We start from the raw sequence: 15095 nt of genomic DNA, 5'->3' as shown, positions 1-15095 counted from the left end.
TCGGCGAACGCGGCGGACACCCGTGGATGAGGGAGGCCCACGGGTGCCCGCCCTGTGGGACCAGCCGATGCTGAACGGCTGACCCCACAGGGTCACCACGGAATTGACGGTCGCGGTCTCGACCTTGACCTGTACGAAGGCGCGGGCCTGGGCGTAACCGGCGCAGCCTTCGACGCCGATGGTGGAATCCGCCCAGGTGACGCTGCCGCTCTCGCCCTTGAATTTGACGCGCTTGGCGTGGGATTCGTCGCCGTAGTCGTCGGCCTCTTCCAGGTCGAGCAGGTACAGGGAGTCGGCCTCGCCGGGTCCGAGCGTGAGGGAACCGCCGCCCTTACCGCCGATCTGGGGCTTCTTGCCCTCCCAGTCGGACTTGCCGCTGACGCCGCCGGTCACCTTGCCGCCGCCGATATTGACCTGGCAGCCCACCACGTAGCCGGGATAGATCTTGCCGCCCTTGGCATTCGGGCCGGACAGCTCGACCTGCGCGCTGGCCGATACCCAGGCATTGCGATGCAGCGGGGTGGAGCCCATGGCCGGATTGATGGTCGCGGATTCGCCGACCAGGCGCACCGTCACCACGGTGCCGTCGGTCAGGGTGCGGGAGAGCTCACCGCCGGGCAGCGGGACGAAGGTGTCGGCATTGGCGGCCCCGGCCGACCACAGGCCCAGCGCGAGGGTGGCGGCGGCGCTGGCTCCGGCCAGGCGCGCCACGGTCTTACGGTTGTTCATGAGAAATCCCTTGGGGAGTGAATTCGCATCGGCGAGGAGTGATTTGGCGACCGGTGCACGTCAGCCGATGCTGAACGGCATACCGTAGAGGGTCGTCTTGGAGTAATCGCCGCCGATGATCTCGACCACGGTGTAGGAGCGCGCCTGGGCGTAACCCCCGCAACCCTGGATCTGCAGTTCGACGTCCTGGTATTCGACGGAGTAGACGCCGGTCGTCGGAATGTCCTTGCCCTCGATGTTCACGAAGGCCACCTCCCCCGGCTCCAGCTTCAGCCCGATCTTGCCCGCGACGGTGAACCCCTTGGTGGTGATCCCGCCCGATACCCCGGCGGAGATCGCCTCGTCGCCGATGCTGACCTGACAGCCGACGGTATAGCCGGTGGACAGCCGCGAAATCCCGTGCGTGGAGGAGTTGTTGGAGCCGGGCGCGTTCGTCGCGCCGTCCCAGGGCCCGGCCGTCCCTTCCGGCGTCGCGGTGACATCGGCGGAGACGATGCCCGACAGCCAGGCCACCCGTCCGGCGCCATTGGCGGCCAGCGACGGGGAGATCACCGCGTGCTCCCCGGTGCGGGTGATCGTCGCGCCCGGCCCGGATCGCTGACCGTCGGGCAGCGGCACGAAGGCGTCCGCATGCGCCGCGCCGGTCGAGAACAGACCCGCGGCAACGACGGCTGCGGCGCCGAGCCCGGCAACCCGGGCGCCGCCACCGATGGTGCGAAAGTTATTCATATGTACCCTCATCAGATGTCGCGGCGGTGCGACGACGCGCACCGCGTTGGTTCGGCCCGGGCCCGCCCCCGGGACGAGATCCGGCAACCGCAGCGAGCGTAAGGACGCGTCGGCCGCGGGCGACATCCGCCGATCGGCTGGAAGCAATCCGCCACCCGGCTGGTTATGACCACTCGCGCGCGGCCGGGAGGGTGGGTGTGCGCCACCCCACACCCTATTGTCAGAATGTCAACACCGGTGCAGGCTGCCGGTGACAGGGTTGTCGATCGAACCGAGGTAGGGCGTGAGCACTCCATCCACCGCCAACCGGCAGGGCCCGCTCGCGGGCATCCGGGTCGTTGAACTGGCCGGAATCGGACCGGGACCGCATGCGGCGCTGCTGCTCGCCGATCTCGGCGCCGATGTGGTGCGGGTGCAGCGACCGAATCAGTTCCCCGGCTTCATGGAACGGCCACAGTGGCGCGGGCGCACGATCGTCGAGGCCAACCTCAAGGATCCGGCCGATATCGAGAAGGTGCTCGGGCTCGTCGAGAAGGCCGACGTGCTGCTCGAGGGCTTCCGCCCCGGCGTCACCGAGCGCATGGGCCTGGGCCCCGACGCCGCGCTGGAACGCAATCCGCGCCTGATCTACGGCCGCATGACCGGCTGGGGTCAGTACGGCCCGCTGGCCGACCGCGCCGGGCACGACATCAACTACATCTCGCTCACCGGTGTGCTGAATGCCATCGGCCGCAAGGGCGAACGCCCCGTCCCGCCGCTGAACATGGTCGGCGACTTCGGCGGCGGCTCCATGTTCCTGGTCTTCGGCATTCTCGCCGCCCTGGTCGAACGCCAGTCCTCCGGTAAGGGCCAGGTCATCGATGCCGCCATGATCGATGGCGCGCTTGCCCTTTCGCACATGATCTGGGGCATGAAGGGTATGGGCCTGTGGTCCGACGAGCGCGGCGCCAACCTGCTCGACACCGGTATGGCCTTCTACGACACCTATGAGACCGCCGACGGCAAGTACATGGCGGTCGGCTGCATCGAACCGCAGTTCTACGCGGAACTGCTGCGGGGACTGGAGATCTCGCCGGAGGGCCTGCCCCACCAGCTCGACCCCAACGGCCAGGAGCAGCTGCGCAAGCTGTTCACCGAGAAGTTCAAGACCAGGACCCGCGACGAGTGGTGGGCCGTCTTCGAGCACACCGACGCCTGCACCACGCCGGTGCTGACTTTCACCGAGGCCGAACAGAATCCGCACATCCAGGCCCGCACCGGCCTGATCGAGATCGACGGCGTCGTCCAGCACGCCCCGGCCCCGCGGTTCTCCCGCACGCCCACCGGTACGCCGACCCCGCCGCCGAACGAGGGCACCCCGATCGAACAGGTCTGGGCGGACTGAGCCCGCGATTGTCGTGAAATGCCTAGCGGCGGCGTCCATTCGGACGCCGCCGCTTCGTAATCCGGTATCAGGCGGTCGGTTCGACGAGCTGGATGTCGAGCTCGATGGCGATCTTGTCGCCCAGCATGGCGGTGGGCAGGCCGGGGGCGACATTGAAGTCGCTGCGCTTGAAGGTGCCGGTGGCGGTGAAACCGGCGTGCTGCTTCTGGTCGCCGGGGAAGACCTGCACGCCGCCCCACTCCACATCGAGGGTGACGGGCTTGGTGACCTCGCCGAGGGTGACCTCGCCGACGACCTCGAACTCGGCGGCCAGGGCGACCGGCTCGACCACCCGGAAGTGCAGCTTGTCCAGGTTGGCGGTGTCGAGGATCTCGGCGGAGCGGACGTGGCTGTCGCGCATCTCGTTGCCGGTGTCGAAGGAGTCCAGGTAGATGGTCGCCTCGATGGCGGCATTGCCGGACGCGTCGACGACGAAGCTGGTCTCGAAGTTGTTGAAACGGCCGCGAACCTTGGAAATACCAGGTGGCGGACGGTGAAGTTGACCGAGGAGTGGTTGGCGTCCAGGGTCCAGGAGCCGGGGGCGATGGTGGTCTGCTCGGAAGTCGTCATGGCAACGATTCAAGAGGACCCTGGTCCGGTTAGCCACACCGTCTTGATCCTGGCACTGACAGGGCGGGGATAACGGAGCTGGGATCGGGCACCATGGTGGGGTGTCGAGATCCGAATTCGCCGAGTTCCTGATTGCGCGGCGAGCCCAGCTACAGCCCGAGGACGTCGGGCTGCCCGCGGGTCGTCGGCGCCGGACACCCGGACTGCGCCGGGAGGAGGTCGCGGCGCTGGCGGGCGTGAGCGCCGACTATCTGGCGCGCCTGGAACAGGGCCGGGATACCAATCCGTCCACCGCGGTGCTGGGCGCCCTCGCGGATGCGTTGCGGCTCAACGAGATCGAACGGCATCATCTCGGCACGCTGGCCATCCACATGGAACAGCGCAACAACTGCCCCAGCGCCGGGCAGGCCCGCGAACAGGTCAGCGAGACCATGCAGGCGGTCATCGACGCGCTGCACCCGACACCCGCGTACCTGGTCGGGCGCGGTATGGACATGCTGGCCTGGAATCCGTCCTGGCGGGATTTCGCCGAACCGCTCGGCATGTTCGACGAGGCGGTGCACGGCAATTTCGCGCTCTACCTGTTCGCGCATCCGGAGGCGACACGCCGGTTCGGTAATTGGGCCGAGGCCGCTGACCTGGTCACTTCGGTACTGCGCGCGTCCTATGCGCGGTTCTCCGACGATCAGAACCTGGAAGCCCGGATCCAGCAGTTGCAGCGGTTCCCCGAGTTCGAATGCCGCTGGCGCGAGCATCGCGTGACCCTCACCCGCTCGGTCGTGCTGCACATCGATCATCCGGTTCGCGGGGCGGTCGAGGTGGAGGTGGAGACCCTCGATCCGGCCGCCGACCAGAGCATCATGGTGTGGCTGGTGGACCGGCGGCAGGCGCGCAGCCCCGGATTGCGGCTGGTCAACGAATAAGCCCCCGGTTTGTGGGACTTTCGTTCACGCTGCTCACGACCAGTCCTGGAACTACAGTTGACGCATGGCTCGGAATTGGCCGATGGCCGAACGCGAGGGCGAGCTCGACTCGATCCGGTCGGCGCTGCAGGGGGACGACTTCGTCGGCGCCGTTCTCACCGGTGACGCGGGGGTAGGCAAAACGACGCTGGCACGGCTGGCGACATCCACCGTGGGCGGGAATATCCGCTGGGTGGCGGGCACCGAATCCGCGCGCAGCATCCCGCTGGGGGTGTTCGCGCACATGGTGGGGGTGTACACGGCCCACGACCCGGTGACCTTCATGGCGGCGGCGCGCGAGGCGCTGCTGGCCGACGGGCACACCATTATCGGCGTCGACGACGCGCATCTGCTCGATCAGCTGTCGGCGACCCTGCTGTTGCAGCTGACCATCGACAAGGCGGCGCACATCGTGTGCACCGTGCGCAGCGGGGTGCCGGTGCCCGATGCGGTGACCTCGTTATGGAAAGACGGGCATCTGCTGCGCATCGACCTGTCGCCGTTCACGCAGCGGCAGAGCGTGGAACTCGTCGAGTCCATGCTGGGCGGACAGCTGGAGGGCTTCACCGCCAACCTCATGTGGGAATCCTCCGGGGGGAACGCGCTTTTCCTGCGGCACCTGGTGGAGGGCGCGCTGGAGGCCGGGACGCTGCGGCAGGTCAAGGGGGTGTGGCAGTTGCGGGGGCGCGCGGCGGTCACCTCGGAATTGGCCGCGCTGCTGGAGGATCGGGTGGAGCAGCTGCCCGAACCGGTGCTGCGGGTACTGGAATTGCTCACCTTCTGCGAGCCGATCGATCTGGATGTGCTGGCCGAGCTCGCCGGTGAAGAGGCCGTGGAGACCGCCGAATCACGCAGTCTCATAAGGATTGTGGAGAACAGCCACCAGCTGCTGGTGCGATACAACCATCCGCTGTTCGGCGAGGTGATCCGGCGGCGGCTGGGGATCGCCTCGGCACGGCGGCTGCGCGGGCGGCTGTACTCGTCACTCAGGGAACGGCCGATCAACTCCTCCGCGGATCTGGAACTGTTCGAGGCGGCGGCCGCCGACGCCATCGGATTGTCGAATCTGCCGCTGGGCGAACGGTTCGCGCGGGCGGCCGTGGAACGCCGGGGTGGCGTCGAGTCGGCAGATCTGCTGGCGCGGGCACTGCTGTGGCAGGGCCATCGCATCGAGGCCGAGCGCACGCTCGCCGCATTCGATCCGGAGAAATTGACCCAGGCGCAATTGGCGCGCTGGGGCTGCACGCGCGTCTCGAACCTCTTGTGGTCCATGGGCGATGCCGATCGCGCCGACGAAGTACTGCGGTCCGTGCGCAGCCGCGCCAAACACCCCCGGGTCGTCGCCATCACGGACGCGCTCGCTTCCGCCTGCGCGGCCCACGAGAACAAGCTGGACGAGGCGTTCGCCCTCGCCGAACCCATCATGAACGCCGACAGCGCACCGCCGTGGGCGGTGTGGTGGGCGGCCTTCGGCGGCGGGCTCGCCCTGGCGCTCATGGGGAAGGGCGATGCGGCACGGCAATTCGCCGGGCGCGGCCACGCCATCGAGCACGAGATCGACGGGCTCAACAAGTTCATGTCGACGCATGCGGAAGTCCTGGCGCTCACCTTCACCGGTGATCTGGAGGCCGCACAGCGTTGCGCCAGTAGCCCTTACACGTATACGGCGCCGGGGCAGTATCTCGCCTGGGGCATGTCGAGGATCCTGCAGGGCACCGTCGATGTCGCACAGGGCCAGTTCCCGCGCGGCATCGACAACCTCGAACAGGCCCTGGCGGCGCTCACCGCAGAGGGCGCGGCGGCGTGGATGTTCCCCGCGAGAATTCGACTGGCCGAAGCGTATTCGGCACTGGGTCGGGCCTCGGAGGCTGCCGAATCCATTAACCTTGGCCGTCGAGCGCGGCGGGCGGCACGACGCCGTCTACGAACCACAACTCGAGATCGCCAAGGCCTGGCAGGCCGCCGCCGAAGGCACGGCCACGCCCGCCATCCGCCTGGCCCTGAGCGCGGCGGACGCCGCCGCCCGCTCGCACCAGCACGCCATCGAGGCCATGGCGCTACACACCGCCGCGCGCTTCGGCGACCACAGCGTCGCCGGGCGTCTCGCCGATCTGGCCGCCCGCGTCGACGGCCGCCTGGTCCAGGTCCAGGCCCGCCACGCGGTCGCGGTGGCCGCCCACGACGGACCCGGATTGGATGCCGCCGCCGCCAATCGCCTCGCCGCCGCCTGCGGTGGGGCCTCGACCCCGGCGTTGCGCCAATCCGCCCAGCCCCTCCCCCTCACCGCCCGCGAACGCGAAATCGCCAACCTGGTCGCCGCGGGCCTGTCCAACCGCCAGATCGCCGACCGCCTGACCGTCTCCGTCCGCACCGTCGAGGGCCACCTCTACCGCGCCTGCATCAAACTCGACGTCACCGACCGCGAAGCCCTGGCCGAACTCATGCGCGGCGGGTCAACTTCCGGCAAATCAGAACCCTGACCGGCAGAACATCACAGCACCCACTTTGACCAGCGATTGTGTCACTTCTCTCGCCGGTCAACGTCAACACGCAGTTCCGCCCACTCATGACTGGAATCGCCAGTTTCTGATCAGCTAACATCCCCGCGAGGCGGCCGTCTCCAGGCCGCGGGGGATGTTCACAATCAGATCCAACCTGATGAGGGTGGTGTATTCGGCGTGAGTCGGCATCGAGAACTGAAGACCGGCGCGGCCCGCCGCGCACTGTTCGTAGGCGCAATCCCACTGGCCCTCGCCGTGGCCTGCTCCGCCACCAGCAACCCCCAATCCGCCACCACCCCGTCCACCACGGGCCGGTCGGCGGCCCCGCAGTCGCCGGGTGCGACGACCCCGCCGAATGCGGGCGAGCAGCCGACCGCCGACGCACCCGCCGCCCAGCAGCCCGTCACCGCAGGACCGGCCACCGGCGAGCGCCTCGTCGGCCAGCCGCCCTCGATCGCCGCCAACCCGCATCAGCCCGGCGTCACGGCTCCCGCAGCGGATCGACCCTCCGCCCTCCCCGGCCCTGTCCAGCCCGGCGTGACAACCCCGCCGCGGCCTCGAGCGGACTACCCGGTCCCGGCCAACTACCGCCCCGTCCCCAATGCGGACACGGCCCCGCCGGTCAATATCCAGGCCCTGCACGCCCCCGTGGCAGTCGACCCGGTCGCCCCGATCGCTCCCCCGCCGCGAACGCTCCGTATCGGCGCATTCTCGACCCCCGTCGGCGACGATGTCTCGAACGACGTGCTCAACCCGGTGAACACCGGTGCCGCCGCCATCGAAGCGGGCATCGCCACCGGCCTGAACTCCGTGGGTATCAACGCTTCTCGCTCCGACAAGATCGCCGGACTGACCGTCGCCGGAGCCGTGACCGGCGCTGCGGCGGGCGCCGCGATCGCAGGCGTCCCGGCCGCTGTCGTAGGCGCCGTCCCGGGCGCTGTGATCGGCGCCGGAGTCGGCACAGTCGCCGGTGCCGTCATCGGCGGAATCGCGGCGGGGATCCCGACCAGTGGTGCCGCCTCGGGCCCGGGAGCGGTCGCAGGCGCATTGATCGGAGCCGGAGTCGGCGCTGCCGCAGGCGGCGTGGCCGGTGCGGCCGCCCTCGGCATCCCTGCGGCTGTTGTCGGCGGCGTGATCGGTGGCGTTATCGGCGGCGCAGCGGGAACGGCTTTCGGCGCAGCCGTCTGAGCCGACACCGAAACACGAGGACACGGATGATGAGACGAATACTGAGAACCGCCGCGATCGCCGCAGCCATCGCCAGTTGCGGCCTGCTGGGCGCACCCACGGCGGCGGCCGACGCACCGACGCTCTCTCTCGAGCCCGGCGGCATGATCCGAATGGATACCGTTCCCGGCGAATGGTGGCAGTGCACCGGTTGGAGCCTGGCACCGCCGTTCTTCCAGCAGTCTCCGGGGCTCATGCAGTACACGCTGGGGCCGGACCCCATCTACCTGCGATTCGCGCCGGGTACCGATGTCTACGTGCAGTGCAACGGCACCGGTCTCCCGGTCCTGTACTACGGCCCGATCGTCAAGACGCGCTAGTAGGAATCAACCACCACATCCGAGCGACGAACCGCCGGGCCAACCCCTCCCTGGCCCGGTGGTTCGTCGAGGTGGAGTGTGCCGAATGCGGACTGGGACGCGCATCTCATTTCGGACTGTGCCGAAACGAGGGGCGGGGGTGGTCAGAAGAGGGTGGGTTCGCCGAAACCGGGGGTGCGCTCGATTTCGAGGAGGCGCTGCTTCGTGGTGATGCCGCCGGGGGCGGAGAAGCCATGGAGGGCGTTGTCGGCGGCCAGGACGCGGTGGCAGGGGACGATCAAGGGGATCGGGTTGCGGCCCAGGGATTGTCCTACCGCTTGGGCTCCGCCGGGGGCGCCTATGCGGTTGGCCACGGTGCCGTAGTTGAGGGTGTGGCCGGGCGGGATGGCGCGGGTGACCTCGTAGACGGCGCGGTCGAAATCGTTGATGGCCTTGGTGTCCAAGGGAATCCAGTGCAGGTCGTCGAGGTCGCCTTCCAGGTGGGCGCGAATCCTCTCGATGGCCGTGGCGATTTCGGGGGTGGGGGCGGCTTCGCGGATATCCGCGATGCGGTGGCGGCGCAGGATGTAGGAGCGGGTCGCGTCCGGATCTGGTTCGGGGAGCGCGAAACGCAGCACCCCGGTGGCGCTCCAGGCAATGGCACAGGTGCCGATCGCGGTGTCGAAGAGCGCCGCCGAGGCGAGCGGGCGGTCACGGTCGGACATAGGGCCAGTGTGCACCTGGATACCGACAAGGACCGTGGGGGTGGTGATTCAGCATGCGAGGGCCGCGGTTTCAGGCCAGTTATTTAGAACTGGACCGTCTCCTGACGGCAGGGGATATCCGCCAGATCCGCGAGGGCCGATCTGCGGCGGCGCACCCGGTGCGCGGGGTTGAGGGTGGAGTCCACGTCCTGCCTGGCATGGATGGCGGCCAGGTCGGCGTGCTGGCGCACATAGTCATAGTCGCCGACCGACCAGTCCGACATGGGGGCATGCGGGCGGTAACGCTCGATCAGCGCGCCCCAGCGCTCGCCGGGCGTGGGAGCGAACCGGTACACGAGACCGGCGAACGCGGCGACAATCAGCAGGGAGACGAGCAGAGCGATCATGCATCCATAGTGGCCTGCCGCTGGACTTGAAGAAAATATCCAGTATCCCGATACTGGCCTTTATGGCGACACGAGTTATCGGCGCGGCCAGTCTCACGCGCGACCTGGGACGGTGGCGGCAGGAAGAGCCCGGCGCACCGGCCGGGGACAATGCCAAGCGGTCCACCCGGCCCGCGTATGTGGCACTGGCGGAGAGCATCCGGCTGCTCATTCACGACGGCCGCGCACCACTCGGCGTGGCGCTGCCCAGCGAACGCGATCTGGCGGCCGGTCTGAATGTCAGCCGTACCACCGTCACCTCGGCGTATTCACTACTGCGCGAACACGGTTACCTCATCAGCCGACAGGGCTCGCGCAGTACGGTGGCCCTGCCGCCCACGGTGGTGCACGACGGCACCAAACCGGCCCGCAGCCTGCTCGCCATGATGGCGCAGCCGGAAGTGCACACCATCGACATGACCTACGCCGCCATGTCCGCGCCCGCCCAGATGACCGATGCGTATTCCACTGCCCTGCAAGGACTTCCGACCTACCTCGGCACGCACGGCATGGACCCGGTCGGCATGCTCATGCTGCGCGAGGCGCTGGCCCGCCGCTACACCGAGCGCGGCCTGCCCACCGATCCGGACCAGATCCTGGTCACCCTGGGCGCCCAGCACGGTCTGCGCCTGCTGCTCAATGTGCTCACCACCCCCGCCGAGCGGGTGCTCATCGACCATCCGAGCTACCCCAATGCCATCGAGGCCATTCGCGATGTCGGCGCCCGCCCGGTCCCGGTCCCGCTGCGGCCCGACGGCTGGGATCTGGACGGAATCCGCAGTGCCGCACGCCAGACCGCGGCCAGCGTGGCCTATCTCGTGCCGGACTACAACAACCCCACCGGCCTGCTCATGGACGCCGAGGGCCGCGCCGCCCTGGCCGCCACCGCCCGCGAAACCCGGATGACCGTGATCGTCGACGAATCCATGGTCGACCTGCATCTCAGCGATGGCGAAATCCCGCCGCCCGCAGCCGCGTTCGCCCGCAACTCGGAGATCGTGACGATCGGCTCCGCCTCGAAGTCCTTCTGGGGCGGTCTGCGCGTCGGCTGGGTCCGCGCGAATCAGGCCCTCATCACCAAACTCCTCGGCACCCGCTCCACCATGGACCTCGGCACGCCGGTCATGGATCAGCTCGCGACGGTCCATCTGCTCCAGCACGCCGACGAAATCCTCACCGTGCGAAGGGAACAGCTACGCTCCCGCCGCGCCGCGCTCCTCGACGCCCTGGCCGAGGACCTGCCCGACTGGCGCGTGACGCCCGGCGAGGGCGGCATGTCGCTGTGGGCGCAGCTGCCCACCCCCGTCTCGACGGCCCTCGCCGCCACCGCACCCAACCACGGCGTGATTCTCGCCGCGGGCCCCCGCTTCGGCGTCCAGGGCGCCTTCGAACGCTTCATCCGAATCCCCTTCACCCACGAGGAATCCGATATCCGCCTGGGCATCAAATCCCTGGCCGCCGCCTACTCCTCCCTCAGCCCGCACGCCGCCGACCCGCTCGCCCCCCTCATCACCTACTAGCCCCGGCCACCAGTTGATGTGGGGCCGGATCAGCCCGCCGAGTTGGCCGGGTCGCAGATCTTCCAGGCGCCGTCGATCTGCTGTAGGTCGAACGTGCGCGCGGACTGCTTCGCCGGATCGGCTTCGGTGTAGACCGTCGCCGAGGCCATGGCGGTCTCGCCGGTAATGCTGATGGCATCCACGCTCTTCACGACCGGAATGCTCTTCTGCTCCTTGGAGGTCTGGTAGACGCCCGCGAACTGCTCCGGCGAAATGTTCTGGTATAAGTCGTGCTGTGCGCCGCAGGTAATGCCGCGCAGCGCGTCCAGGTCGCCATCGGCCAAGGCATCGGTATAGGTCGAAATGGCCCGCTTCACCTGCGCCGACGGCGAATTGTCTGTCCGGTTCGCCACCACGCCAATCACCACGCCCACGATCACCAGCACCGCGACCACGGCCGCGCCGATGGCCAGCAGCTTCTTCTTCGAGCCCTCCGCCCCTGCGGCCGGAGCAGCGGCAGCGGGCTGCTCACCGGTCGCGGGCACCCGCTGCGGCGCGGCCACCGGTCGCGGCTGCGGCGGCTGCACACCCTGCTGACCGCCCGCCGCCGATGCGCCACCCGGCCGCGGACCCTGCGTTCCGGCGCCCGGCGGCGTGCCCGGCGCACCCTTCTGAAGTCCGCTCGGCGCGGGCCCCTGCGGCGCACCCGCACCAACCTTCTGCGGCCCGGCCGATCCGGGTCCCTGCGGTGCACCGGGCCCGACCTTCTGCGGTCCGGCCTTCTTCGGGCCGATAACCCGTGCGCCCCCAATCGGATTCGCGGGCATGGTCGGCTGCATATCGGCGGGGGACGGCGCGCTGGCCGGTCGCCGCGGGCCCATGGGCGGCCGCGCGGGCGGCGGCGACGGTCGCGTCTCCTCGACGCCATCGGCCTTCCCCTGCGGGCCTTCCGGTCCCTGCGGCCCTTGGGGCGAGCCTCCGCGCGGGCCGACATTCCGCGGCCCGGCATTCGCCCGCGGCGTCTGCGGCGGCCTGCTCACGCCCCGACCCTGCGTACCCTGCACCCACATCTTCTCGGTGGCCTGCTCACCCGAAACGACCGGGAAGACGGTCGTCGGCGCATCGGCCCCCGGAGCCTGCCGCATGGCAACGGTTTCCGCATCCGAGGCGGCGGCATCCCCGTCCGAATCGGCCGACTTCGGCGCGCCGTCACGAACCCCGGCATCCTTCGGGCGCCCGGAATCACCCTGCGCCCCAGCGTCCTCGACGCCAGCGGCCTCGGCGGCAGCGCCGCCGCCGGGTGCGGCAGGCTGCTGCGTGCCGGAACGGCCGCCCTGCTGCGCACTGCCCGGATGAGCCGACCCGCTCTGGCCACCGGACGGGGAACCGCCCGGCCGCCCGGAATCGCGCGCATCGCCCGGCGCTCCGCCACCGGATGCGCCTGCGTCCCGACCCGGAATCTTGATGATCTGCGTGGTCACGGAATCCGTCGGGACGCCGGTCCCGCCCGCTTCGCCTGTCGCCGCGGCATCGGGTGCGTCCGTCCGGTCGCCCGCACCGGGGCCGGACTGTCGCGCTGATGCGTCCCCGTCTCGCGCGGTACTGATCTTGGCGGTCTTCGCGTCGGAACCGACTGTGTCGCTTGGGGTTCGACTCGCCTGCTGCGCCTCGCCCGCAGGCGGTCGCGCACCACCCGGATGCGCCGCGCCGCCGGTGCCCGACTGCCCGCCCCCGGTCGACTGCTGCCCCGGCCGCTGTCCCTCGCCCCGCGCGGGGCCGGAAGCCACCGTCGGCTTGTCGGATTGGCCGCCGCGCGCGGGCTGCTGATCCGGGCGGTGGTCGCTCGCCTGTGCGGCGTCGACGCGGGCGGTGTCGGCATTCGCTGCGGCGCTTGGGTTCTGGTCGGGCTTCGGGTCCGGACGGCCGGGAGCAGGCCTGGTGGCGCCGGGGGCGGGTTTGCCGGATCCGGCGGGCCGGAGGCGGGCGGCGGGGCCTACCGGTTTGGGGGCCTCGACCTTGATGGTGGCGAAGCCGGGGGTGCCGGAGCCGCCGGGCTTGGCGGCGGGGTTGGGCTGGGTGGCCTGCGGGTTGCCTTGGGCAGGGGCCGGTTTGGCCGCGTCGGTGCGGATCACCTCGGTGGCGGCGGTCGCGGCGGGCTCCGCGTCGGTGGCCGGGATCGCCTCGGTGGCGGCGGTGGGGGACACGTCGGACGGGGTGGCGTCGGCGGCGGGTGCTGCGGTGTCCTCGGCGGCCTGGCCCGGGGTCGGGTCGGCAGAGCCTTGCGGCTGCTGGTCGTCGTTCGAGTCGGACACGCGCTACCCCTCGCTTCGGCGGAACTGTGATTCGGTGGTCAGCCTACTGAGCAATCGAGCGGTCGGTGCAGAATGATCGGCATGACCTCCTTCGGTGATCTGCTCGGACCGCAGCCGGTACTCCTGCCCGAAAACTCCGATGCGGAGGACGCGCTGCTGGAGAAACAAGATCCGGTGCAGGTCGCCGCCGCGCATCCGACGGCGTCGATCGCCTGGGCCTACCTGGCGGAGGCGGCCCTGGCGCGGGGCGAGGCCGCCGAGAGCGATGTGAATCACGACATCATCGCCGCCTACGCCTTCGCGCGCACCGGTTACCACCGCGGCCTGGATCTGTTGCGCCGCAACGGCTGGAAGGGCTTCGGCCCGGTGCCGTGGTCGCACGAACCGAATCAGGGGTTCCTGCGCAGTGTCGGCGCGCTGGCGAAGGCCGCCCGCGCCATCGGGGAGACCGACGAGTACGCGCGCTGCCTGGATCTGCTCGAGGACTGCGATCCGCGCGCCGCGGGCGAGCTCGGCCTGGACTGAGCTCCCCGCATTGACCAGTGGCCTAACCGAAACCTTCGACGCCGCGAAAGAGTCCACCGCGGCGCGGCTGCGCAATGCCGGTAAACGCGTCCGGTCCTCGCTGCTGCCGATCCTGCAGTGCGCCATCGGCGCGGGCGTGGCCTGGTTCATCGCCCACAATGTGATCGGCCATCCGCAGCCGTTCTTCGCGCCCATGGCCGCCATGATCTCCATCGGCGTGTCCTACGGCGCCCGGCTGCGCTGGGCGGTGGAGCTCATTGTCGGCGTCGCGGTCGGCATCGGCATCGGCGATCTGTTCGTCTCCCAGTTCGGCACCGGCGTCTGGCAGATCTCGCTGCTGGTCCTGGCGGCCATGAGCGCCGCGGTCTTCCTGGACGGCGGCCCGGTCATCACCATGCAGGCGGCCAGCTCCGCCGTGCTGGTGGCCACGCTCATTCCGCCGCACACCGCCGGTTCCGGCCTGCGCATGATCGACGCCCTGGTCGGCGGGCTGGTCGGCATCGTGGTGGTGGCCGCGCTCCCGCTGCATCCGGTGCGCCGCGCCCGGCAGCAGGAAGGCGACATCCTCGCGGTGGTGAGCAAGTCCCTGGCCGAATGCGCGGACGGTCTGCTCGAACACGATGCCGCCAAGATCAAGACGGCCCTGGAGGCGGCGCGCAAGACCCAGGCGCCCATCGACGCGCTGCGCAACACCTTGGAGGGCGGCGCGGAGATCAGCCGGATCTCCCCGATGTACTGGAATTCGCGCAAGCGCCTGGAAACCCTGCGCGCCACCGCCGACCCGGTCGACAATGCGGTCCGCAATACCCGCGTCCTGCTGCGGCGCGCCCTCAGCGCGGTACAGGACGACGAGATCCTCGACCCGCGATTGATCGAGGAGGTCCGCAAGCTCGGTCAGGCCGTGGAGGTGGTGCGCAAGTACGTGCTCGCCGATCCCGGTGAGCAGCCCTCCGCCGCCGAGGCCACCCGCGTGCTGCGCTCGGTCGGCAAGGGCGCGACCAAGGATCTAGTCACGGGCGCGGGTATCTCCGCGCACGTGGTGTTCGCGCAGTTGCGTTCCATCGTGGTGGACCTCATGCAGGTATGCGGTATGCGCCGCCTGTCCGCGATGGCCCTGCTCCCGCCGACCGTGCCGAACCCCTACGTGACACCGATCGACTGATCCGCGC

The 15095-nt window shown here is 69.7% G+C and carries 12 protein-coding genes and 2 pseudogenes; 8 read left to right on the top strand and 6 right to left on the bottom strand.

What is annotated here, in order from left to right; all coding sequences use genetic code 11:
• Positions 1 to 63 precede the first annotated feature (63 nt).
• Positions 64 to 729 (bottom strand): annotated as a pseudogene (locus tag NC4_RS39610) (MspA family porin); the annotation flags it as partial.
• A gap of 60 nt (positions 730 to 789) precedes the next feature.
• Complete coding sequence (locus NC4_RS33620; RefSeq protein WP_067546911.1) at positions 790 to 1458, bottom strand: MspA family porin; 669 nt, start codon at positions 1456 to 1458, stop codon at positions 790 to 792.
• Between the two features lie 283 nt (positions 1459 to 1741).
• Between NC4_RS33620 and NC4_RS33615 the strand changes: the two genes are divergently transcribed.
• Positions 1742 to 2842, top strand: a complete 1101-nt coding sequence (locus NC4_RS33615; protein ID WP_067546823.1) for a CaiB/BaiF CoA transferase family protein — start codon at positions 1742 to 1744, stop codon at positions 2840 to 2842.
• 67 nt (positions 2843 to 2909) lie between these two features.
• On the opposite strand, the gene NC4_RS33610 is transcribed toward NC4_RS33615, so the two are convergent.
• Positions 2910 to 3464, bottom strand: a complete 555-nt coding sequence (locus NC4_RS33610) for a YceI family protein (RefSeq protein WP_245722108.1) — start codon at positions 3462 to 3464, stop codon at positions 2910 to 2912.
• Between the two features lie 88 nt (positions 3465 to 3552).
• On the opposite strand from NC4_RS33610, the gene NC4_RS33605 reads away from it, so the two are divergent.
• The 4 genes and pseudogenes from NC4_RS33605 (at position 3553) to NC4_RS33590 (ending at position 8461) form a co-directional block, all read left to right on the top strand.
• Positions 3553 to 4374 carry a helix-turn-helix transcriptional regulator gene (locus NC4_RS33605; protein WP_067546819.1) on the top strand — a complete coding sequence of 274 codons (822 nt, stop codon included), beginning with the start codon at positions 3553 to 3555 and terminating at the stop codon, positions 4372 to 4374.
• 64 nt (positions 4375 to 4438) lie between these two features.
• Positions 4439 to 6893, top strand: a pseudogene (locus tag NC4_RS33600) (helix-turn-helix transcriptional regulator).
• A 198-nt stretch (positions 6894 to 7091) separates the two neighbouring features.
• Positions 7092 to 8102: a hypothetical protein gene (locus tag NC4_RS33595; protein ID WP_067546816.1), complete on the top strand. Its 1011-nt coding sequence runs from the start codon at positions 7092 to 7094 to the stop codon at positions 8100 to 8102.
• A 26-nt stretch (positions 8103 to 8128) separates the two neighbouring features.
• Positions 8129 to 8461, top strand: a complete 333-nt coding sequence (locus NC4_RS33590; RefSeq protein ID WP_067546813.1) for a hypothetical protein — start codon at positions 8129 to 8131, stop codon at positions 8459 to 8461.
• 143 nt (positions 8462 to 8604) lie between these two features.
• Here NC4_RS33590 and NC4_RS33585 read toward each other — a convergent pair whose 3' ends face one another.
• Positions 8605 to 9165, bottom strand: coding sequence for a methylated-DNA--[protein]-cysteine S-methyltransferase (locus NC4_RS33585; protein WP_067546809.1), 561 nt, complete (start codon positions 9163 to 9165; stop codon positions 8605 to 8607).
• Positions 9166 to 9248: 83 nt separating this feature from the next.
• Positions 9249 to 9551: a hypothetical protein gene (locus NC4_RS33580; RefSeq protein WP_067546806.1), complete on the bottom strand. Its 303-nt coding sequence runs from the start codon at positions 9549 to 9551 to the stop codon at positions 9249 to 9251.
• A 62-nt stretch (positions 9552 to 9613) separates the two neighbouring features.
• Here NC4_RS33580 and yczR point away from each other — a divergent pair, with 62 nt between their 5' ends.
• Positions 9614 to 11110, top strand: a complete 1497-nt coding sequence (gene yczR / locus NC4_RS33575) for a MocR-like transcription factor YczR (RefSeq protein ID WP_067546803.1) — start codon at positions 9614 to 9616, stop codon at positions 11108 to 11110.
• 29 nt (positions 11111 to 11139) lie between these two features.
• On the opposite strand, the gene NC4_RS40720 is transcribed toward yczR, so the two are convergent.
• Entirely contained in the window at positions 11140 to 13401 is a 2262-nt protein-coding gene (locus NC4_RS40720) for an Rv0361 family membrane protein (RefSeq protein WP_067546800.1), read from the bottom strand.
• 81 nt (positions 13402 to 13482) lie between these two features.
• Between NC4_RS40720 and NC4_RS33565 the strand changes: the two genes are divergently transcribed.
• The gene (locus tag NC4_RS33565; protein ID WP_067546908.1) at positions 13483 to 13926 is read left to right on the top strand and encodes a DUF3151 domain-containing protein; all 444 of its coding nucleotides are present in this window, start codon (positions 13483 to 13485) and stop codon (positions 13924 to 13926) included.
• Positions 13927 to 13936: 10 nt separating this feature from the next.
• The gene (locus NC4_RS33560; protein WP_084530020.1) at positions 13937 to 15088 is read left to right on the top strand and encodes an FUSC family protein; all 1152 of its coding nucleotides are present in this window, start codon (positions 13937 to 13939) and stop codon (positions 15086 to 15088) included.
• Positions 15089 to 15095: the final 7 nt, after the last annotated feature.

Source organism: Nocardia crassostreae (genome assembly GCF_001613405.1).
In the GTDB taxonomy this organism is placed as follows: domain Bacteria; phylum Actinomycetota; class Actinomycetes; order Mycobacteriales; family Mycobacteriaceae; genus Nocardia; species Nocardia crassostreae.
This window is presented reverse-complemented; position numbering and strand designations above follow the sequence as displayed.